Genomic DNA, 21469 nt, shown 5'->3' on the forward strand with positions numbered 1-21469 from the left:
GGTTATGTAACACAGTGTATATCTTTCGATCTTGATGCATATCATCTGAACTGTACGAATTTTTGATAACTTGGTCGAAAATCCATAATCAAAACAAATAATAAAGTCAGTCAGCTATGAAATTAAGTAACCTATCTATCAAATCAAAACTCGTATCAATCGTCATTTTATCGGTCGTTCTACTGGTAATGGCATCCACCTTTAATTTAATGCAGCAGCGAGCAAGCTCTATGGAAGAGCGACAAGATAAGCTCAGTGCACAAGTCGAAACCGCAGTAAGTTTGGCAAGCTATTATTACAGCCAACGCGGTGTACTGGGTGAAGAAGTCGCAAAGGATCGTGCGCTACAAGCTATCAAGACGCTTCGCTATGACAACACCAATTACTTCTGGATTCTAAACCAGCAGCTCAACATCATCAGCCATCCATTAAAGCCTGAACTCAATGGCACCAATGCCGGAAACCTACGAGATGGCGCGGGTAAGCATCACTGGCGAGAAATGGTCACCATCTCTCGTACACCTGAAGAGAAAGGCTTTCTTGATTACCAATGGATGAGCCCCCAAGGCGAACTCAAAGACAAGATCTCATACGTTCAGCTGTTTCCAGAATGGAACTGGGTGATCGGCTCTGGAATCTTAGTCGCGGATATCCAAGAGGCGTTTTATGCCTTAGCCATTAAGGAAGGAATGGTTGCGGTTGTTTTGTCAGGCTTACTGTTCGCAATGGGTTACGCTATTTCCAACAACATCCTTGTGCCACTGAATAAGCTTATCGATAACACCCATAAGATTGCCGATGGCGACCTTCGTGTGCGAATGAACATGACACGCAAAGATGAGCTAGGTGATATGAGCCATCAGATCGATACCATGCTCGATAAACTTCAAAGCACGCTTCGCACTGCCAATGAATCTGCAGATTTGTCTAGCAACATGGCGAGTCACATTGCACAAGCCAGTGAAGAGGCCGCAACCAGTGTTAACTCCCAACACGCGCAGCTGGAATTACTGTCTACTGCGATGACAGAGATGAGCGTCACTATCTCAGATGTAGCAGTCAATGCAGAGAACACAGCCGCAAGCACCAATAAGGTCGTCGACCATGCAAATCAGAACGACGAAAACATGCAGGTAACGTCGACAACCATCTCTCAGGTTTCAGAGAACACCTCGACAGCGAATAACCTAGTCAAAGATCTGCAATCTGGTGTGACTGAGATTAGCCAAGTTGTTGGTGTGATTCGTGATGTATCAGAACAAACAAACTTGTTAGCACTCAACGCAGCGATAGAAGCAGCACGTGCGGGTGAGCAAGGTAGGGGTTTTGCGGTTGTTGCAGATGAAGTGCGTAACCTAGCGAGTCGCACTCAGAACTCGACCAACGAAGTGCAATCAACCATTGAAAAATTGACTCAGCAAGCTGAGCGTACCTTTAAAGCGATGCAAAGCAGTAATGAGAAAGTGGATCACAGTGTTGTTGCTTCTAACGAAACACGACAGCAATTGGATGTGATAGTAAATGAGCTGCACAACGCAAATGACATGGTGGCTCAGATTGCCGCAGCGTCGGAACAACAGAGCACAGTAGCCACTGAAATGAGTGAGAGTGTCACTGGTATTCACTTAGCCGCTAATGAAGTTCTGCAAGCCTCACAATCGTTGGCGGAGGACAGTCAGAAAATGGCCAATACCACAGAGCATCTAACAGAACAGTTGAAGTACTTTAAGGTGTAAATCCAAAACCACTTAGCGTTACCACAGACAAAACCTCATAAAAAAAACAACTCCGCACATAAGTTCGGAGGTGTTTTTGTTTGTTGCTGGCTAAGAGATTAATTCACTCTCCGAGCGTTAAACCAACTGCGACTAATGCGCTGCCACTGAAATCTTCGGTGGGTTGATGTTGTGCTTCTTAAACTCTTTCATCACACGCAAGGTAATATCGGTTTCAAACAACTTCTCATACGCGGTATCCACCACATAAGCCTTACACGTCAACTGTATCGCGAGGTAGTTGTCGGTGATCGTCTGTTTAACTAGCACAGTGACTGGCTTTGGTAAGTGGATGTAACGACTCGAAGACGCCGCTTCTTGAATCAAGTCGCGGGCTAGGGTGATGTCTTCATTCATTCCAACATAAAACGGAATCACCACCTGCATATCCAAGGCACCATAGTTACCACTGGTGGTCACTTCGTTTAAGAACTTGTTGTTCGGAATCGTAATGATGTCGTCATTCAAAGTCCTCATACGAACAGAACGTAAACCGATAGTGATAATGTCGCCGTAGTTACCTTCAAACGTGACACGGTCACCAACTTGGAACGGTCTATCAATCATTACCGTGATACCGGCGATGAATGATGCTGCCAAGTCTTTAAGCGCAAAACCGACAGACACGGCGAGGGTACCACCAATCAGGGCCAGTATTTGGTCATTGATTCTAAAGCTCATCATGAACACGATAAGACCCGTGCTCACGTAGATGAAGAACTGCATGAACGACTGAAGCTTTTGCAGCAGCATTCGGTATTGCACGAATTGGCTACCAAAGCTTGTCACCATCGAGTTGATGAACTTAAGCAATAACCACATCGCACCAATCACGATGAGCGAGAAGAACACGCCGCTCCATCGTACTAGGCTCGCAATCTTTGAGATGTTTTCTACATTGGCTAACTCTTCCGTTGCGTAAGTCGGGAAACTCACCGCCGTCGCTAAGCCAACAAGTAATAGGACAAATAACTTCTTCATTTTACTTCACCAATAAATGTTGACGGTCAAGAACGTTAGTAATATGACGGAACCAGTGATCGGAGATCTTGGCCTTGTCTTCATTCCAACCAATGTAACCACGGCTCTCGAAGTAGCGCAGAATCCCGGTTATTTCCGCAATGCTTAACTGAGTACATTCAGACAATACCTCAGGAGACGCAATCTCCAGTTGCACAATAGAGCGCAACACAGCCAACATAGGTTTCGGCATGTTTTCCAGCTCCTGTGCTTCAGGTACGTGGAACAATCTCACGACGGCCTGATCCGTCTCTTTGTTTCGATTCAGAGACAAACGGAAGAAACGCAGGGCAACAGTTGGGTTACCATCTGAGTAGTGCCACAAGATACGATAGAAGCCTTGGCGCGCACGTTCTTCCTCTGACATCTCATCTTGGTCCCACTGTTTAGGTACGACCAAACCATCAAACGACAGAGGCTTTTCCAGTTGTGTGTTGATACGGCTTGTTAGCAGTTCACCGACTTGCTTCTCTGTCCAACGAGGAAGGAAGCAAACCAAATCAAACAACAGACGCTCACCACGCGCTCTGTCTACAAAGCGCCAGCTCGATTTCGCAATCGACATTACAATGCGGTGGTTCTTTTTAGAACGACGTAACAAGTTGGTTAAGCGAATCAAATCGGATAGGCCGCCAACCATAGGTTTAACAAGACGCTGCGCATTATCAATCGCGATTAAGTAAGTTGTTTCACTTTTACGTAGGTGCGCCAAAATTTGAATCTCAGTCGCGTCCTCTTCTAAACCAATACTTACCGCTAAGTGACAAAGCAGTTCTTGGTAACCCGCATAAGGGCAACTTACGTAGATAGGCTCAGCATTCGATACCTTGTGTAATAGGGTGTAAAGCAAAGTCGTTGAACCAACGCCACGCTCGCCAGACAGAATACAAATCGCAGGGCTGTCAGACATTAGGTAACGAGAAAGCTGTTTCACTTCATCGCCAGCATAATCAATCAGTTCACTGTCTATTGAACCCGGTAGAACGTATTCAAAGGTTTGGTCGCCCTTGATTCTGACTAGATTCTGTTGGTTCTTATCCAAGTCAGACTGTTTAGCCACTTCAATTCTAAACAGGTAAGCAAGAGCCTGACTAAACAGAGTAAAGCCAGACAACAGCGCCATGATCCGATGTTGGAAGCTGTAGACCATCAACCACACTGCGCCAATCGCTGTCGCGACAATATTAAGCGCGAAGGTATTCTGACGGTTAACCGCCCAATTCACCCACACTGGTCTGTCAGTGATGTGTTCTAAAGCTTCAAAGACTTTCGCTCGCCACAGTCTTAAAACAGAAATTGTTACCAGAACAAACCAGAAGAACAGGGCACTGTAGATCCAGCTGTAAATCGTGCCTTTACCTAAGGTTCTGATAGAGACCTGCATGATCACACCAGCGACAATGAAGCTCCACACATAGCGGCGGATGCTCGACAGTCGAAGCGCTCTCACTTCGTTGTTTGAGGTACGACTAATGCGATACGCAAATTCAAGAATGAAGCTGATCGCAATCGAGCCACCAAGAATCCACCATGTAAAAATCTCTAGGAAGATTAAGTGCTGCAGGCTTGGCAAGCTCGACAGAATACGCAAAGAGATCGTAATCGCGATTAACCAAGCGATCGCTCTGTGCGCGCGGCTCACATACCAGATCAAACGCACCCAAAACGGTGGGCTCTGTTTAGTTTCTAGGAAGTTGATTCTAAACAGTTCGATTAAACGAGTGCCGTTTGAAAGCCACCACACCAAACCAAAGTAGATAAACAAGACTTTCAGAGATGCCCAAATCACTGGAACCGGTGAAATGAAGATGTCTTGGATCAACGCCTTGAAGCTACGAGTCTGGAAATAGACAAGATACTCCACGTTCAACTGAGTCAATTGCCACTCTTGCTTAAATTGAGTCACACCATAAGGCCCGAAACCAGTAAGGCGTTCTTTGTTGGCGGTCGTGGTTTGCTCAAGCAGATATTGCTTGCTGACGTTCAGGCTGTTTAGCGTGATGTAACTCGACTCCACCTCAAACCATTGCTCGGCATCGTTCTTCTCTCGATACGTTTTTAGCTGCTGGTCGAACGTCGCGATCTGTTGCTTTTGGATACGGAGCACTTGGGACAACAAAATGTTGACCTTGCGTTTGTCTGCCATATTCATAAACAGAGGATCGGGGAGTTCATCAATCCGGTTAGCCAGATCTTGGGCCGCTTCAGACACCTGAGGTTGGGATTGTAAGTCGTAGTCTAAGTTAGCAAGACCCGGCCAAGAAACGATGGCTAAAGTGAATAATAAGAAGCGCATGAATGAACGCATAAAAGTCTCTTAAAATTATGAGGTTAGGATTACTATAGTTAGTTAATTTCGCTTTGTGAAATCGAACCCATTTTTAGGGGCGAGTACTTTATCCCTGATTCTTGGGTCTTTGTCATGAAATTGTCAGAGGTTAGGCTAATATTGGAGCATCAGATGATGTTGTAAATAGCTTGGTATTAAGAAGGTTTGGTTGTAACAGTTTATTGTGCGATATATTTAATTATTTACACAGTATATGTCTTTATATAAACCGGATTTTGCTCAGCCATTCGCGACTTTCTAGCTATTGAATATTGGCGTTTTATTGCGCTTAAAATAGAAATCAAAAATGTGAGTCAGCTCAAACTATGATTTGGCTGGGTTATCACTCACTTAATAGCGGGTAAATGCAATCAATACTTGCAGTTAAAGCCCTGAACAAGTAACGTTGCGACGTTTTTCACATTAAGAAGGTAATGGCATTGATCTCCACAGCAAATATCACCCAACAATTCGGCGCTAAGCCACTTTTCGAAAATATTTCAGTTAAGTTCGGCGAAGGCAACCGCTACGGTTTAATCGGCGCGAATGGCTGTGGTAAATCGACGTTCATGAAGATCCTATCTGGTGAACTAGAGCCGACTTCTGGCAACGTAAGCTACGATCCAAACGAGCGTGTTGCTAAGCTAAACCAAGACCAATTTGCTTACGAAGAATTCACGGTAATCGACACGGTTATCATGGGTCACAAAGAGCTTTGGGCTATTAAGCAAGAGCGTGACCGCATTTACTCTTTGCCAGAAATGAGCGAAGAAGACGGCATGAAAGTAGCCGACCTTGAAGTTCAGTTCGCTGAAATGGACGGTTACATGGCAGAAGCGAAAGCGGGTGAGCTTCTTCTTGCTGTAGGTATTGAAGAATCTATGCACTTCGGTCTAATGAGCGAAGTAGCACCAGGTTGGAAACTTCGTGTTCTATTGTCTCAAGTACTGTTTGCAGACCCGCATATCATGCTTCTTGACGAACCAACGAACAACCTGGATATGGACACAATCAAGTGGTTGGAAGATACGCTAAACCAACGTAACTGCACAATGATCATCATTTCGCACGACCGTCACTTCCTAAACTCTGTTTGTACACACATGGCTGACCTTGATTACGGCGAACTTCGTCTATTCCCAGGTAACTACGATGAGTACATGACGGCTGCGACTCAAGCGCGTGAACGTCTACTGTCTGACAACGCTAAGAAGAAAGCACAAATTGCTGAACTTCAAACGTTCGTATCTCGTTTCTCTGCTAACGCATCTAAAGCGAAACAAGCAACGTCTCGTGCTAAGCAAATCGACAAGATCCAACTAGACGAAGTTAAAGCGTCTAGCCGTCAAAACCCATTCATTCGTTTTGAACAGTCTAAAGAGCTATTCCGTAACGCACTTGTGGTTGAAAACCTATCTCAAGGTTTTGAAGAAGACCTATACAACAAGTTCGACGGTATCTTCGAAGTAGGTGAGCGTGTTGCTATCATCGGTGAAAACGGTGTAGGTAAAACAACGCTACTTAACACACTAGCTGGCGCTCTAGAGCCGCGCACTGGTGAGTACAAGTGGTCTGAAAACTCAAACATCGGTTACTACGCTCAAGATCACGCACACGATTTCGAGACAGACATGAACCTGTTTGATTGGATGAGCCAATGGCGCCAAGAAGGCGAAGACGAGCAAGTTGTTCGTGGCTTCCTAGGTCGTATGCTGTTTGGCCAAGACGACATCAAGAAATCTGTAAAGGTTATCTCTGGTGGTGAGCAAGGTCGTATGCTTCTTGGTAAGATCATGATGCACAAGCCAAACATCCTTCTTATGGATGAACCAACGAACCACATGGATATGGAATCTATCGAAGCGCTTAACTTGGCTCTTGAGAACTACAAAGGCACATTGTTCTTCGTATCTCACGACCGTGTATTCGTAGACTCTCTAGCAACTCGTATCCTTGAGATCCGTGACGGTAAGATCAACGACTTCCGCGGTACTTACGCTGAATTCCTAAAAGCTCGTGGCTAATATCTAGCAGACATGTCTTTTAGGCTAGAGCTGCTTGTCTATTGATAACCGCAGTTACGATTACTAAAACGCCCTTATAGTGAAAGCTATAAGGGCGTTTTTTATTTCCGCGGTTTGTTGCCTAAACTGGTTATGTCCTACAAGCAAGGCGAGAAAGCATTAGTACTTAAACTGAGCCACAATCTTTTCTAATTTCACACTCACGTTTGACACTTGTTCACTGCAACGCACTGACCCTGACACCACAGTATGTGTATCACTCGCGAGGTGAGCGATGTCGGTGATGTTACGATCAATCTCAACAGATACCATGGATTGCTCTTCAGACGCAGTCGCTATCTGGCTATTCAAGTCGAACATCTCCCCAACCTGAAAGTGTATTCCTTCAATCGCGTTAACCACATCTTTAGTTTGGTGTTTCACCAACTCGGTTTGTTCTAAGCTTGCCGACATTTTCGCAACTGTCTTGGTGATTCCAGAGGTTAAACCGTGAATGGTCGATTCTATTTGATGGGTTGAATCGTTGGTCATTAATGAAAGCTCTCTCACTTCAGAAGCAACGACTGCAAAGCCGCGTCCATGATCGCCAGCGCGTGCAGCTTCTATCGCAGCGTTAAGTGCGAGTAGGTTGGTTTGCTCCGCAATCCCCTGAATGGTGGTGACGACCTGATTGATTTCACGACTCTGTTCTTCGAGCTGAACAATGAAGTTTTGTGACTCTGCAATGTTCTCTACCAAAACATTAATGCTGTCGTTGGTTGATTGTGTTTCTTGCAGCGCTTGATGTGCGTTGTCTTTGATCGTCTCGGCATTGGTTGCTGCATTTTCTATGTTCGCAGTGACCTCATTACTGGTCATCACCAACTCATTAACTGCCGTCGCTACTGATTCAGATTGCTGCTTCTGTTTTTCTGCGTTGCTCATGCTTTTGATGGCAGCTTCCTCAGAGCTACACGAACTATCGGTCAACACTTTCATCACACTCGACAGCTCTTTGATATTGCCATGCAGTTTATTGATGAAGGTATCGAACGAATGCGCAAGTTGTGCTAATTCATCGGTGCCTTTTGCGTTCATTCGAACCGTTAAATCACCATCGCCATTCGCAATCGACTCCATCATCACGTTGATTGCTTTTATACGTGCAAGTATGTTTCGACCAATGAACACCAATAACAAAGAGAGTAGAGCGACGATAGCCGCGCCGAAAAGGTGGAGTGTGTTTTTGGTGTGGGTACTCGCCGAAGTAATGGCTTGGCTTATTTCTGTCTGAACGGCTTCAATCGCTTGCTCCGTTTCATGTACGTTGCTACGCAGCGCGCCTCTTAGGCCAAGATCGGCAGATAAGCCTAGGTTGGTATTGGCAACTAAGAGCGCTTGAACGGCAGCTTTGTAGTCTGCAAAAGCTTGTTCTGTCGCAATAGAGGTTTGAGCGTAAGGTTCAAACTCTTTGAGCGCATTTTCTAAAGCTCGGTTGGTTTGGTCATTAGTATGAGCAAGGTAATGAAAGTCTTTTTCAATCAGTTCCAATAAAGCGAGTTCTAGCGACAAACTGGATTCATGCTCAATTGCCGATTTTAAATCTGTTCTTTTACTATCTAACACAGCGACAAAACCCAATGGTGTGGTTGTGCGTTCTATGTCATTCACTTGTTCGACTATCTGATGAAACTGCTTTTGATACTGATGGAGAGTGTCTGAAATCCGAGTCATTTGATCGGATAAGTGAAGCTCATGCGAGGTGAGGGTTTGGTTCAAGGTGACCAGCCTTTGGTTTAACGTGTTGGCCGTTTTATCAAAATGTTCTGCGTATTTTTGGTCGTTGCGAGCTAAGAAGTCTTTTTCGTGTCGCCTCAACATCAAGAGATCGACCGAGCTCCTGAGATTTTCATTCGCAGCCCGTTCTAATGACTCGAGCTTGTCCAAACTCATCTGCTCATAGATGGCATAAATGAACACAGAAATGAATAGGGTGAGGTTGATTAGAATGAACTCATCCCAGTGTGGCGCAATCGAATTGATCATAATTCGTCGTTCTACTTCAGATTTCCCTAAAACAGGAAGTAGCGCTGTTACGTTCAGATTTTATGAACGTTAATGTCGAGAAGATTTACGATAGGGAGAGTCGCTCAAACTATGAACAAACTATCGGTTATTTAAGGAAATAGTGGGGGATATTTGATTAGAAGCTAAATTTGGATAGAAACTAAAAAGCATGAAAAAAAGGTGCAGCTGATACTGCACCATTAATCATTAGGTAAGCACTATTTGAAGCTTACTGTTCGCCTTTGACATCAAAGCTAATCTTGTCTGCACCAGTAAACACTTGGAAGCGTAAGCCTTTAGCACGAGCGATCGTAGTGATGCCGAACTTCTGCGCCAAGTCCAAACCCATTTGTGTAACACCTGAGCGTGATAACAGAACAGGGATGCCCATTTGCGCTACTTTGATGACCATTTCAGAGGTTAGACGGCCCGTGGTGTAGAAGATCTTATCTGCGCCATCTTCTTTGTTAAGCCACATCTCACCCGCTAGGGTATCAACCGCATTATGACGACCCACATCTTCCACAAACGACAACACTTGATCGTCTTTGCAAACAGCACAACCATGAACGGCACCCGCTTTTTTGTAGGTATCGTTGTAATGAGTCAGCGCTTCTAGAGCCGTGTAGATTTCAGATTGCTTAATCTTAGTTTGAGGCACTTGGTAATCTTCCAACTGCTTCATTACGTTGCCATACATGGTACCTTGGCCACAACCAGACGTTACCGTCTTCTTCTTCAATGCTTGTTCAAGTTGGCTGGTATCTTCTTTGGTGATAACCGCTGCAGAGCTGGTTTCCCAATCGATGATGATTGATTCAACGGCTTCTGGATCAGACAAGAAGCTTTGGTTTTTCAAGTAACCTAAGACTAACGCTTCTGGGCGTGAGCCTAATGTCATCAGGGTTACGATCTCTTTCCAGTTCAACATAACGGTAAGAGGGCGCTCGCACGCGATTTGTTTCGTTAGCTTTTCGCCATATTCATCAAACACTTCAACTTCGATGGTCTGAAGTGGGTTTTCACTGGTTTTTATTATGTTTGGTTTTACCACAGTCACGTCCTACTTAATGAGATAGCGATTTTAAGAGATAAGGAGTTAGGCAAGAGTCATCATACGACTCTTTAGAATACATGCGTTCTCTGTCACTTAGTCAGTCTTAGCTTTAACTCAAGCATTTAGCAATTCTCATTCCAAAATAGCGGCTATTCGAGAAAACATGAAGCATTCGATTAAAATAGAGCAAAATATGAGAGTTCACGGGTAGAGCTGTCTGAATTTACGCGTATCGACTACCGTTATAAGGGTGCCTGACTAACAAAAGCAGCAATGTTTGTTGATGTAGGTTAGCGGTTATTGGCGTGTTTATTGCTTTATAGGGCTTATATGATTGCGCTCAGTACAAAATGTCCTAAGTGCATTCAGACCAAAGAAAATCAATTGGGTGAAGTATGTCTGAGATAAAAGAATTCAAAGAACAATATGAGAAAACAGAAGCAGCTTGGCCTATCGGCGTCCAAAGAATAGAGAAAGAGATCAAAACGGGCATCTGGGTAACCACTCAATGGGAATTGACCGGATTTGAACTGTCACCCGAAGACGAGACTCAAGACGTGTGTTTGCTTCAGTTACACAAAGACGAACGTACTGACTACCGATTCAATTTAAGCTCTCAACAACCGAAGCTTTTCTTAGTGATGGATAATGTCGATTCAGGCGTTAAGCCAATCATTCAATTGCTGACAGCCTCACAAACCGTTGCAGGGCAATACATGGACGGAGATAACCAAGTACTGTCTTACGACATGCCTTTGCCTGTACAAGCCTGGATGGAAGCCTTTATCGGCCGTCATGGCGAGCTATTAGAAGCAAGACGTAAGAAGCGCAAAGGGGCGGGCAGATCAAATGGCAACTAATTTCTTTAGCCGTTGGTCTCAACGAAAACTCGATGACTCTGCCGATCAAGCGCCACAAGCAGAACAAACATTAGAAACCGAGCAAAAGCTTGAAGATGTTCAAGTGACGCCCTCAGAGACTCCAACTTCTGAAACCTCGTCTGATGCGCTTTCTTCTGCTGACGTAGAAACATCTGAGTCATTAGAAAACGCTCCAGATACTGAGATTGAAGCCACGCAAGATGGAGCCACTGAAGCAAGTGAAAATTTGTCTGTTGCTCAACTATTGGTATCAGAAGCCTCAGAAAGCGTAAAAAAAGCCGCATTGCGTAAATTATTTCTCTCAGAGGAGTTTAATGTGCGTGATGGCTTAGATGATTATGATGACGATTACAGCAATCTTAAGTCACTTTCCGAAGATGTCGCTGAAACATTACGTGATTGGGTCAAAGATAAGACGGAAGAAGATACCGATGAGGAATCATCTCAAGACATTGAAAATAAAGAAGAAGACTCAGCTAATAACGTTGAAGAAACAGAATCAGAGCTTGTTGAAAGTGACGAAATTACCGGGCAAGAAAAAGAGCTGTATAAAAACACAGTATCGAATAATAACGACACCGAATCTATAGAAGATGACTTAAAAGAGGTGGGACAAAATATACCACACAAAGAATAGGTACATTTTGACTAAACACTCAATGAGCCGCTTGCGACAAAATGTCCCAAGCGGTTTTTTTATTGTCCAAACAGACTTAAATTTACGCTAATTCATTGAAAATAATGAATTATTAAATTGGCATGGCATTTGCTAAATATCGTTCATTATCAACTTTTTTGTAGATAGCCTGAGTAAGGTTGACTGGATAATGAATAGCTAGCGAGACCGTTAGTTGTTAACTGATTACTCAGCAAGTTCTCTAACGCTAACTACAATGAAGGTTGTACAGATTATCCATATCCAAAGATGGAACTGAGCAATGCTTAAACAATTATTAGAACAAGCAACTTCAAATAACGCGAAAGCAAGGCTGTATGCATTTGAAAATACAGTTGAGTTAACAAACCTTATTCCACCGACAGTCAGTTATGAAAGCGGTGGTAATACGCTGATTATTGGTCCAACTGCGATCATCGAAAGTGCTGCGGCGCAATTACCTCAGTTAACAAGCCTGACACTGCTTTCAACCGATGGTGTGAAAGCGACGAATACTGAGTCAGAGCTTTACTACGCAAACGCGGTTCAAGTTTCTGGTTTCCTTGGTACGTTCGAAGTTCTTATCGAGAGCAAAGGCCTAACCAATAACCTAGCGAAAGTGGCGATTAATCATGACTGCTTCGATGTGGTTTTGGATTTATGCCTAAGCAGCTGTATGACTGAAGAAGTGCCTGTCCCTGGTTATTACCCAGTAGGGCGCGGCTATCCTAAATTGGCTGAAGCGTTGGAAGAGATTCCTACGTTAATGGGCACGTTTGATAAGCCTAAATTCTTCCGTTTAGACACAGACCTATGTGCGCACAGTTCTCGTGGCGTGAAAGGTTGTGAGCGTTGTGTTGATGCTTGTCCTGCTGGCGCGCTTTCAAGTGAAGGCTCAGATAAGACGGGTCACAAGATCGAGATTAACCCTTACCTATGTCAAGGCGTGGGTACTTGTGCTACGAGCTGTCCTACAGAAGCTATCTCTTACGCATTGCCTAATCCTGACGATACTCAAAAATTCATCGAACGTACGCTAGCTAACTACGAGCAAGCGGGCGGTCTGGATCCAATCGTACTTATCTGTAGCTCACGTCATGAAACTTACAACGTGATGGCTCTTAAAGCGCTACCAGATAACGTGATTCCGATTGTTGTCGAAGAACTGCCTTCTATTGGTATCGATACTTGGTTTGCAGCTCTCGTCAATGGCGCGACTCAAGTTCTGTTTGCCGCATCTCGCTTTATGCCAGAAACGATCATTCGTGTTCTGAATAACGAAGTAGGGATTGCACAAGAGCTACTAGACCAAATCGGTATTCCAAAAGAAACGATCGATATTCTGTACTTAGAATCTCTACGTGAAGGTCCTCCAACATTGTGTGTTGATTCGTTCGACCTAGCACTTGGCGTTCTTCACGGTAATAAGCGTCAACGTCTATTCACTGCACTTGATGCGATGTCTTCGGCTCGTATTCCAGTTGAGAACATTGTTGAGCTTCCATCGAATGCGCCATATGGCACGGTTTCGTGTGAAAGCAAAGATTGTACGTTGTGTATGAGTTGTGTGGCTGTATGTCCAACACGTGCGCTTCATACCGATGGTGCTTCTCCATCACTTAAATTTGTAGAACAAGACTGTATTCAATGTGGTCTGTGTGAAAAAGCATGTCCTGAGAATGTTCTGACTCTAACGCCTCGTATGAACTGGGTGAAAGAGGAGCGTCAGAAAGCGGTTGTGATTCATGAAGAGAAAGCAGCGGAATGTGTACGTTGCCATAAACCATTCGCACCACAATCTATGATTGACATGTTACAGAACAAGTTACGCGGTCACTCTCACTTTTCAGATGAAGCAGCGATTAATCGTATCGCGATGTGTGAAGACTGTCGTGTGGTGGATATGTTCGATTCAATGGCTCAAGACCCATTGAAACAATTGAAATACTAGGAGTTGGCCTTGAATACTCATTTAGATCAAGCACAAAGCGAGTCGGATCAAGAACAGACACTAAGAACAGAGATCTATTTGGTTCTATCAGCACTGTTTCGTAGCGCACCTTCTGAAGAGGTGATCGACTTTCTAAAAACACTAGACATTGAAGCGTCTGAAAGTGCTATGCAAAAGGCTTGGATTGCCATTCAACAAGCGGCAACAGAATCAAACCGTGAAGCTCTTGAAGACGAATATCAAGATTTGTTCATCGGCATTGGTCGTGGAGAGGTCGTTCCATTTGGTTCTTGGCATCGCACTGGCGCCATGATGGAAAAACCATTGGCAGAGATTCGTCATGACTTAGAGCTTTTAGGCATTGAGCGTGACGAGCAAGTGAAAGAGCCAGAAGATCATATCGCAGCATTGTGTGAAGTCATGGCCATGCTAACGGCTGAAGAAGAAGCCCTGCAACAAGCGGTGTTCAATAAGCACCTTGGCCCTTGGTTTAACCCTTTCACGCGTCAGCTTGAAGGGGCAGAAAGCGCGAACTTCTACAAAGCCGCAGCTCAGCTGTGTGAAGCATTCCTAACGTTAGAGCAAGTTCGTTTTAGCGTGAATACAAGAAGCAGTAAGCACAAATTAAAGATTGATGTGAAAAACGTCACTGATTACGAGTAATCGAGCAGTACGCGATTATATCGATAGAGGGGCATTAAGCCTCCAAAAAAAGATCTACCGTAAGGTAAGGAAGCAATGATGAAAGATAATAAAGATATAAATACAAGCCGTAGGGACTTACTCAAAGGCTTGACGACTGCAGCCGTAGCTGGTGCCGTTGTCGCTGGTACAACTAAAGTGGCAACCGCTTCAGAAACTGTTGAAATTTCGAAAGAAGACGTGAAGAAGACTGGGTATCGTGAAACGCAACATATTCGCGATTACTACGACACACTTTAGGAGATAACGGATGAAACTTGTCAAACGCTCCGATAGTGTGAGCAAAGAAACCAATCAGTTAGGCGTGTCTCGACGTGCCTTCATGAAAAACACTTCATTAGCCGCTGGTGGCGCAGTGGTAGGTGCAAGTCTATTCGCACCGGGCATGATGAAGAAAGCACAGGCTAAAGCAGTCGACCCTGAAGCGAAAACAGAAGTGAAACGTACTATCTGTTCTCACTGTTCTGTGGGTTGTGGTATCTACGCTGAAGTTCAAAATGGCGTATGGACAGGTCAAGAGCCTGCATTCGATCACCCATTTAACGCTGGTGGACACTGTGCGAAAGGTGCAGCACTTCGTGAGCACGGCCACGGTGAGCGTCGTCTTAAGTACCCAATGAAATTGGAAGGCGGTAAGTGGAAGAAGCTTTCTTGGGAACAAGCAATTGAAGAGATCGGTAACAAAGCGCTAGAACTTCGCAAAGAGTCTGGCCCTGACTCGGTTTACTTCTTAGGTAGTGCAAAACACAGTAATGAGCAAGCTTACGCATTCCGTAAGATGGCGTCGCTTTGGGGCACCAACAACGTTGACCACCAAGCGCGTATTTGTCACTCAACCACAGTAGCCGGTGTTGCGAACACTTGGGGTTACGGTGCAATGACAAACTCGTTCAATGATATGCACAACTGTAAGTCGATGCTGTTCATTGGTTCAAACCCAGCAGAAGCTCACCCAGTAGCGATGCAACACATCTTGATCGCGAAAGAGAAGAACAACTGTAAGATCGTTGTTGCGGATCCTCGTCGTACGCGTACTGCTGCGAAATCTGATCACTATGTATCACTTCGCCCAGGTTCAGACGTTGCGTTTATCTGGGGCGTGTTATGGCATGTCTTTGCTAACAAATGGGAAGACCAAGAATTCATCCGCCAACGTGTATTCGGCATGGATGAGATCCGTGAAGAAGTCGCGAAATGGAGCCCAGCAGAAGTTGAGCGCGTAACAGGCGTGAGCGAAGAAGACGTTTACCACACAGCGAAACTACTTTCTGAAAACCGTCCGGGTTGTATCGTTTGGTGTATGGGTGGTACTCAGCACACGACAGGTAACAACAACACACGTGCTTACTGTGTACTTGAGCTTGCGCTGGGTAACATCGGTAAATCAGGTGGCGGTGCAAACATCTTCCGTGGTCACGATAACGTACAAGGCGCAACTGACCTTGGCGTACTGTCTGACACACTTCCAGGCTACTACGGCTTATCTGAAGGTTCTTGGCGTCACTGGTCTAAAGTTTGGGACGTAGACTTTGATTGGATCAAAGGCCGTTTCGACGACAACGCATACGGCGGTCAAAAACCAATGAACAGTGCAGGTATCCCTGTATCTCGTTGGGTTGATGGTGTACTTGAAGATAAAGACAAGATTCGTCAGCGCGAAAACATCCGCGCGATGTTCTACTGGGGTCACGCGGTGAACTCTCAGACTCGTGGTCCAGAGATGAAGAAGGCGATGCAGAAGCTGGATATGATGGTTATTGTTGACCCATACCCAACCGTTGCAGCGGTAATGAACGATCGTACTGACGGCGTTTACCTGCTTCCAGCAACGACTCAGTTTGAAACCTACGGCAGTGTAACGGCATCAAATCGTTCTCTACAATGGCGTGACAAAGTTGTAGATCCTCTGTTCGAATCTAAGCCTGACCACGAAATCATGTACCTTCTTTCTAAGAAGCTTGGTTTCTCTGATCAGCTGTTCAAAAACATCCGTGTTGAGAACAACCAACCATTGATTGAAGACATCACACGTGAATTCAACAAAGGTATGTGGACGATCGGCTACACAGGTCAAAGCCCAGAGCGCTTGAAAGAGCACCAACAAAACTGGCACACGTTCCACAAAACCACACTTGCTGCAGAAGGCGGCCCAGCGAATGGCGAGACTTACGGTCTTCCTTGGCCATGTTGGGGCAACCCAGAGATGAAACACCCAGGCACACATATCCTTTACGATACGTCTAAGCCTGTTGCAGAGGGCGGCGGTAACTTCCGTACTCGTTTCGGTGTGGAGTTTGAAGGTCAAAGTCTACTGGCTGAAGACAGCTACTCGAAAGGCAGCGAAATCAAAGACGGTTACCCAGAGTTCAGTGACAAACTACTGAAACAACTGGGTTGGTGGGATGACCTAACAGCAGAAGAGAAAGCCTCAGCTGAAGGTAAAAACTGGAAGACCGACGTTTCTGGCGGTATTCAACGTGTGGCTATCAAGCACGGTTGTATCCCGTTTGGTAATGCAAAAGCACGTGCGATTGTTTGGACATTCCCAGACCGCGTACCACTGCACCGTGAGCCGCTTTACACGCCACGTCGCGACCTAGTTGCTGACTACCCAACGTGGGACGACAAAGAAGCGATCTTCCGTGTACCTACGCTTTACAAGTCGATTCAAGAGCAAGACAAGTCTGGTGAATACCCGATTATCCTGACTTCTGGTCGTCTGGTTGAGTACGAAGGTGGTGGTGAAGAGACACGTTCAAACCCATGGCTAGCTGAACTTCAACAAGAGATGTTTGTTGAAGTGAACCCGAAAGACGCAAACGACATCGGCTTTAAAGACGGTGACGATGTTTGGGTTGAGGGCGCAGAGAAGGGCCGTATTAAGGTGAAAGCGATGGTAACACGTCGTGTGAAACCAGGTCTGGCGTTCATTCCATTCCACTTCGGTGGTAAGTTCCAAGGCGAAGATTTGCGTTCTAAATACCCAGAAGGCACTGATCCTTACGTTATTGGTGAAGCTGCTAACACAGCAACCACTTATGGTTACGACCCTGTCACGTTGATGCAGGAAACGAAAGTAACCCTTTGTAATATTCGTAAAGCGTAAGGAGTCTTAAAATGGCTAGAATGAAATTTCTTTGTGACACCAAGCGTTGTATCGAATGTAACGGTTGTGTCACTGCATGTAAGAATGAAAATGATGATGCTCTGGAATGGGGTATTCAACGTCGCCGCGTTGTGACACTGAACGATGGCGAACCGGGTGAAAACTCTATCTCAGTAGCGTGTATGCACTGTACTGATGCGCCTTGTATGGCAGTTTGTCCTGCAGACTGTTTTGAACATACAGAAGACGGCATCGTACTTCACAATAAAGATCTTTGTATCGGTTGTGGTTACTGCTTGTTTGCTTGTCCGTTTGGCGCACCTCAATTCCCTAAACAGGAAGCGTTTGGTGAGCGCGGTAAGATGGACAAATGTACCTTCTGTGCTGGCGGCCCAGAAACAGAGCCAGGTTCTGTTGAAGAGCGTCAAAAGTACGGTGCGAACCGTATTGCTGAAGGCAAACTGCCAATGTGTGCTTCGCTTTGTTCAACAAAAGCACTGCTAGCGGGTGACGCAGAGAAAGTTTCTGATGTTTTCCGTCAGCGTGTAGTTGAACGTGGTGCGAAAGGTGCAGGTTGGACAGACGGCAACGACCTTTCTTACGATGCGACTAAGAGCTAAGTAGGAGAGACATATGCTTACAATGTTTAAGCGTCTCTTCCTTGTTGTGCTGCCAATGTTGGCAGCACTAACAATGCTTTCTCCTATGAGTCATGCATCTGAGACGAACTCATCACAAACTCAATCGAGCTCTGCTCAACGAGAAATCACACAACTTGCTGGTGCCGATTTTTGGCGACAAGTAAGAAATGGTGAGGAAGGTTACACCACATCTCAATCGGCTGAGCACGGTGTGTTAATCAGTACTCCAGGTCAAACGTGGTACATATTGAAAGAGAAGTGGATGTCACCAGCCGGTGCTGTCGCTATCTTTGGCAGTATTGCTTTTGTGACTTTGATGTACGTTGTGATTGGCCCGCTTATGCTAAGTGCACCAAGAACAGGGCGTAAGATCAAACGTTGGTCTCGACTTGATCGTGCATTGCACTGGAGCATGGCGTTTACCTTCTTAACACTGGCTTTCAGTGGTTTGATGTTGGTTTACGGTAAACACTTCTTGAAACCTTATATCCCAACGGATCTATGGGGCTTCATCGTTCTACTGGCTAAGCAATACCATAACTACATCGGCCCGATTTTCTACGTGCTGTTGATGGCTGTTCTTATCAAGTGGTGGCGCAAGTCTATCTTCAAGATGGTCGATATCCAGTGGTTCATGAAGCTGGGTGGTATGGTCGGAAAACATAAAGGTTCTCATCCATCTGCAGAGTTTTCGAACGCGGGTGAAAAAGCACTGTTCTGGTTATTGATTGTTATGGGTAGTGTGGCTGCGATCAGTGGCTTGGTTTTAGACTTCCCAATCTTCGGTCAAACGCGTCGAGATATGGAGCTTTCAAACTTAGTCCACATGCTGGCTGCTTTGATCCTTATCTGTGGTTTCGTGTTCCACATCTACATCGGCTTGTTCGGTATGGAAGGGGCACTAGAAGGCATGGTAACAGGCGAAGTTGATGAGACTTGGGCTAAAGAGCACCATGACCTTTGGTACAAAGAAGTGATGGAACAAGAGAAAAACGGCGTTGAACAAAGCGCTAACGCAACTACAGAGAAAACGGAAGGGGTGAATAAGAATGAACAAACCTCATAAAGGTATTTGGGTCGCTTACATACTAAGCTGCTTTACACCATTTACTTGCCTCCTCTCTGGTGTGGTTGCCATCATCTACGCGGGCTATCGTTTAGATAAAGGCGAAGACGGCGAAGTAGTGGATACCCATTACTATGGCTTGATTCGCTCGTTCTTCTTGAACCTGACGTTCTTTGTGGTGCTTATCGTAACGGTAGCGACCTCTAATGGCGTGTTAATCGGTGTGAACGATTACTGGTATCAAAACCATATTATCGATGACATCGCTTACTACATCCCGTATGTAGGCATGCTGTTCGGTGGTGTTGCGATTGTGGTTTGGTTTATCCGCATGTATCAAGGCATGCAGCGTTTAAGTCAAAATCTACCGCAAAACCCGTCGACAGGACCAAACCTGTAACGCTAACACGTTTACGACATACCTAAAGAAAGCCCAGTGATTCATTTCACTGGGCTTTTTGTTTTTAAGCCTCTAGAACAGTAAATAGTCGTCAGCCGCTATCTGCATCAGAACCTACTTATTGACCGCTTCAATATGGTGCAACTCCCTTATTTGGTGCAATTGTCGTTGTGATTTTTTGGGGGTTCAAGAACCATAAAAGTGCACCTAAATATTTAGACTCTAATAATCAATAAGTTAAAAACGAAATCTGTTGCACGAAAATTACCCTTCACACTTGGAACACATCTTGCGTTCACTGTTGAGTCTTTAATTAATTACAACATTAAATCGCACGATATCAGTGCAAATCAGATAAAGCGAAGGAGAATGCTTTAATGAGTGAAACGGTGACTCAAGTTCATAGTGCAGTACAAACCCTTACCCAAAGTTCAGACACTTTATTCCTATTACTCGGCGCAATCATGGTCTTCCTGATGCACGCTGGCTTTGCGTTTCTCGAAGTCGGTACCGTCCGAAAGAAGAACCAAGTCAACGCGCTGGTTAAGATCCTTTCCGACTTTGGTGTCTCCGCCATCGCTTATTTCTTTATCGGTTACTGGGTTGCTTACGGCGCTCACTTTTTTGCCGACGCTGAAACGCTCTCACAAGGTAATGGATACGAACTGGTTAAGTTCTTCTTCCTAATGACCTTCGCGGCTGCAATTCCTGCGATTGTTTCTGGTGGTATCGCAGAGCGTGCTCGTTTCTATCCAATTTTGATTGCGACACTGTTTACGGTCGGTTTCATCTATCCATTTTTCGAAGGCATCATTTGGAATGGTAATTTTGGCTTCCAAGATTGGTTAGAAGGTCAATTTGGCTATGGATTTCATGACTTCGCAGGTTCTGTGGTTGTTCATGGTGTTGGCGGTTGGATTGCATTGGTTGCGGTTTACTTCCTTGGTATGCGTAAAGGTCGTATCCGCGCGGGTAAACACACTAACTTTGCACCATCGAACATTCCTTTCCTAGCTCTAGGTTCATGGATCTTATGTGTGGGTTGGTTTGGCTTTAACGTGATGTCTGCACAAGCGATCAATGGTATCAGCGGTTTGGTAGCGATGAACTCTCTGATGGCAATGGTCGGCGGTATTCTAGCGGCGCTTGTTGCAGGTAAGAATGACCCGGGCTTTATCCATAATGGTCCTTTGGCTGGCTTAGTAGCGATTTGCGCAGGTTCAGACTTAATGCACCCATTGGGCGCGTTAGTGACTGGCGGCGTGGCAGGCGCATTGTTCGTTTACCTGTTCACTTACATGCAAAACAAAACACAAATTGATGATGTATTAGGTGTGTGGCCTCTACACGGCGTATGTGGCGCTTGGGGTGGCATTGCAGCAGGTATCTTCGGCTCGCAAACATTCTGGGGCTTAGGCGGTGTGAGCTTTGCTTCTCAAGTTGTCGGCACTCTAGCGGGTATTTCCGTTGCTCTAATTGGCGCTTTGATTGTTTATGGCGTACTGAGCAAACTAACAGGCCTACGTTTGAGTGAAGAAGATGAGTTCAACGGTGCGGATCTTTCAATCCATAAGATCTCGTCTATCAACGAAGACTAACCTTGTTCACTTTGATGGGTTAAAGTGAACCAAGTAGACAACTGTTATATAGAACTAAGCGGCCTCGGTCGCTTAATTATATGGTCCGCCTCACTCTCAAGCCCTTAAGCTTAGAGTAGGCTCTCAGAATGAGGTGAACCATATGTCTTCTATTCATATTTTAGGTATCGACCTAGGTAAACATTGCTTCCATGCTATCGCACATAACCGTTGTGGCG

At 45.2% G+C, this 21469-nt stretch carries 16 protein-coding genes; 12 read left to right on the forward strand and 4 right to left on the reverse strand.

The window, feature by feature from the left end; translation table 11 throughout:
• Positions 1-116 precede the first annotated feature (116 nt).
• Positions 117-1736: a methyl-accepting chemotaxis protein gene (locus L1D37_RS20730; RefSeq protein WP_239849028.1), complete on the forward strand. Its 1620-nt coding sequence runs from the start codon at positions 117-119 to the stop codon at positions 1734-1736.
• A gap of 132 nt (positions 1737-1868) precedes the next feature.
• Here L1D37_RS20730 and L1D37_RS20735 read toward each other — a convergent pair whose 3' ends face one another.
• Positions 1869-2756, reverse strand: coding sequence for a mechanosensitive ion channel domain-containing protein (locus tag L1D37_RS20735; RefSeq protein WP_123301710.1), 888 nt, complete (start codon positions 2754-2756; stop codon positions 1869-1871).
• A 1-nt stretch (position 2757) separates the two neighbouring features.
• Complete coding sequence (locus L1D37_RS20740) at positions 2758-5103, reverse strand: ATP-binding protein (RefSeq protein ID WP_239849029.1); 2346 nt, start codon at positions 5101-5103, stop codon at positions 2758-2760.
• 461 nt (positions 5104-5564) lie between these two features.
• Here L1D37_RS20740 and L1D37_RS20745 point away from each other — a divergent pair, with 461 nt between their 5' ends.
• Positions 5565-7148, forward strand: coding sequence for an ABC-F family ATPase (locus L1D37_RS20745; RefSeq protein WP_176681954.1), 1584 nt, complete (start codon positions 5565-5567; stop codon positions 7146-7148).
• Between the two features lie 159 nt (positions 7149-7307).
• Here L1D37_RS20745 and L1D37_RS20750 read toward each other — a convergent pair whose 3' ends face one another.
• Positions 7308-9173, reverse strand: coding sequence for a methyl-accepting chemotaxis protein (locus tag L1D37_RS20750; RefSeq protein ID WP_239849030.1), 1866 nt, complete (start codon positions 9171-9173; stop codon positions 7308-7310).
• Positions 9174-9423: 250 nt separating this feature from the next.
• A complete protein-coding gene (locus L1D37_RS20755; protein ID WP_239849031.1) occupies positions 9424-10248 on the reverse strand; it encodes a formate dehydrogenase accessory sulfurtransferase FdhD in 825 nt (274 codons plus the stop codon).
• A gap of 398 nt (positions 10249-10646) precedes the next feature.
• Between L1D37_RS20755 and L1D37_RS20760 the strand changes: the two genes are divergently transcribed.
• From L1D37_RS20760 to L1D37_RS20805, 10 genes are all read left to right on the forward strand, one after another.
• Complete coding sequence (locus L1D37_RS20760; protein ID WP_239849032.1) at positions 10647-11111, forward strand: DUF3305 domain-containing protein; 465 nt, start codon at positions 10647-10649, stop codon at positions 11109-11111.
• The gene (locus tag L1D37_RS20765) at positions 11101-11769 is read left to right on the forward strand and encodes a DUF3306 domain-containing protein (RefSeq protein ID WP_239849033.1); all 669 of its coding nucleotides are present in this window, start codon (positions 11101-11103) and stop codon (positions 11767-11769) included. The genes L1D37_RS20760 and L1D37_RS20765 overlap by 11 nt, the downstream gene beginning before the upstream one ends.
• A gap of 301 nt (positions 11770-12070) precedes the next feature.
• Positions 12071-13738, forward strand: a complete 1668-nt coding sequence (locus L1D37_RS20770) for a 4Fe-4S dicluster domain-containing protein (protein ID WP_239849034.1) — start codon at positions 12071-12073, stop codon at positions 13736-13738.
• Between the two features lie 9 nt (positions 13739-13747).
• Positions 13748-14401 (forward strand): molecular chaperone TorD family protein, encoded by a 654-nt coding sequence (locus tag L1D37_RS20775; protein WP_239849035.1) that lies wholly within the window; start codon positions 13748-13750, stop codon positions 14399-14401.
• Between the two features lie 78 nt (positions 14402-14479).
• Positions 14480-14680: a twin-arginine translocation signal domain-containing protein gene (locus tag L1D37_RS20780; protein ID WP_008217926.1), complete on the forward strand. Its 201-nt coding sequence runs from the start codon at positions 14480-14482 to the stop codon at positions 14678-14680.
• 10 nt (positions 14681-14690) lie between these two features.
• On the forward strand, positions 14691-17546 hold the full coding sequence (locus L1D37_RS20785; protein WP_239849036.1) for a formate dehydrogenase subunit alpha: 2856 nt from the start codon (positions 14691-14693) through the stop codon (positions 17544-17546).
• Positions 17547-17557: 11 nt separating this feature from the next.
• Positions 17558-18166, forward strand: coding sequence for a formate dehydrogenase FDH3 subunit beta (fdh3B, locus tag L1D37_RS20790; protein ID WP_004742271.1), 609 nt, complete (start codon positions 17558-17560; stop codon positions 18164-18166).
• Positions 18167-18179: 13 nt separating this feature from the next.
• Positions 18180-19253, forward strand: coding sequence for a formate dehydrogenase subunit gamma (locus L1D37_RS20795; RefSeq protein WP_102478359.1), 1074 nt, complete (start codon positions 18180-18182; stop codon positions 19251-19253).
• On the forward strand, positions 19237-19653 hold the full coding sequence (locus L1D37_RS20800; protein WP_048658737.1) for a hypothetical protein: 417 nt from the start codon (positions 19237-19239) through the stop codon (positions 19651-19653). The genes L1D37_RS20795 and L1D37_RS20800 overlap by 17 nt, the downstream gene beginning before the upstream one ends.
• Positions 19654-20030: 377 nt before the next feature.
• Complete coding sequence (locus L1D37_RS20805) at positions 20031-21251, forward strand: ammonium transporter (RefSeq protein WP_239849037.1); 1221 nt, start codon at positions 20031-20033, stop codon at positions 21249-21251.
• Positions 21252-21469 lie beyond the last annotated feature (218 nt).

The organism is Vibrio sp. Isolate33, from assembly GCF_022397895.1.
Lineage (GTDB): Bacteria > Pseudomonadota > Gammaproteobacteria > Enterobacterales > Vibrionaceae > Vibrio > Vibrio pomeroyi.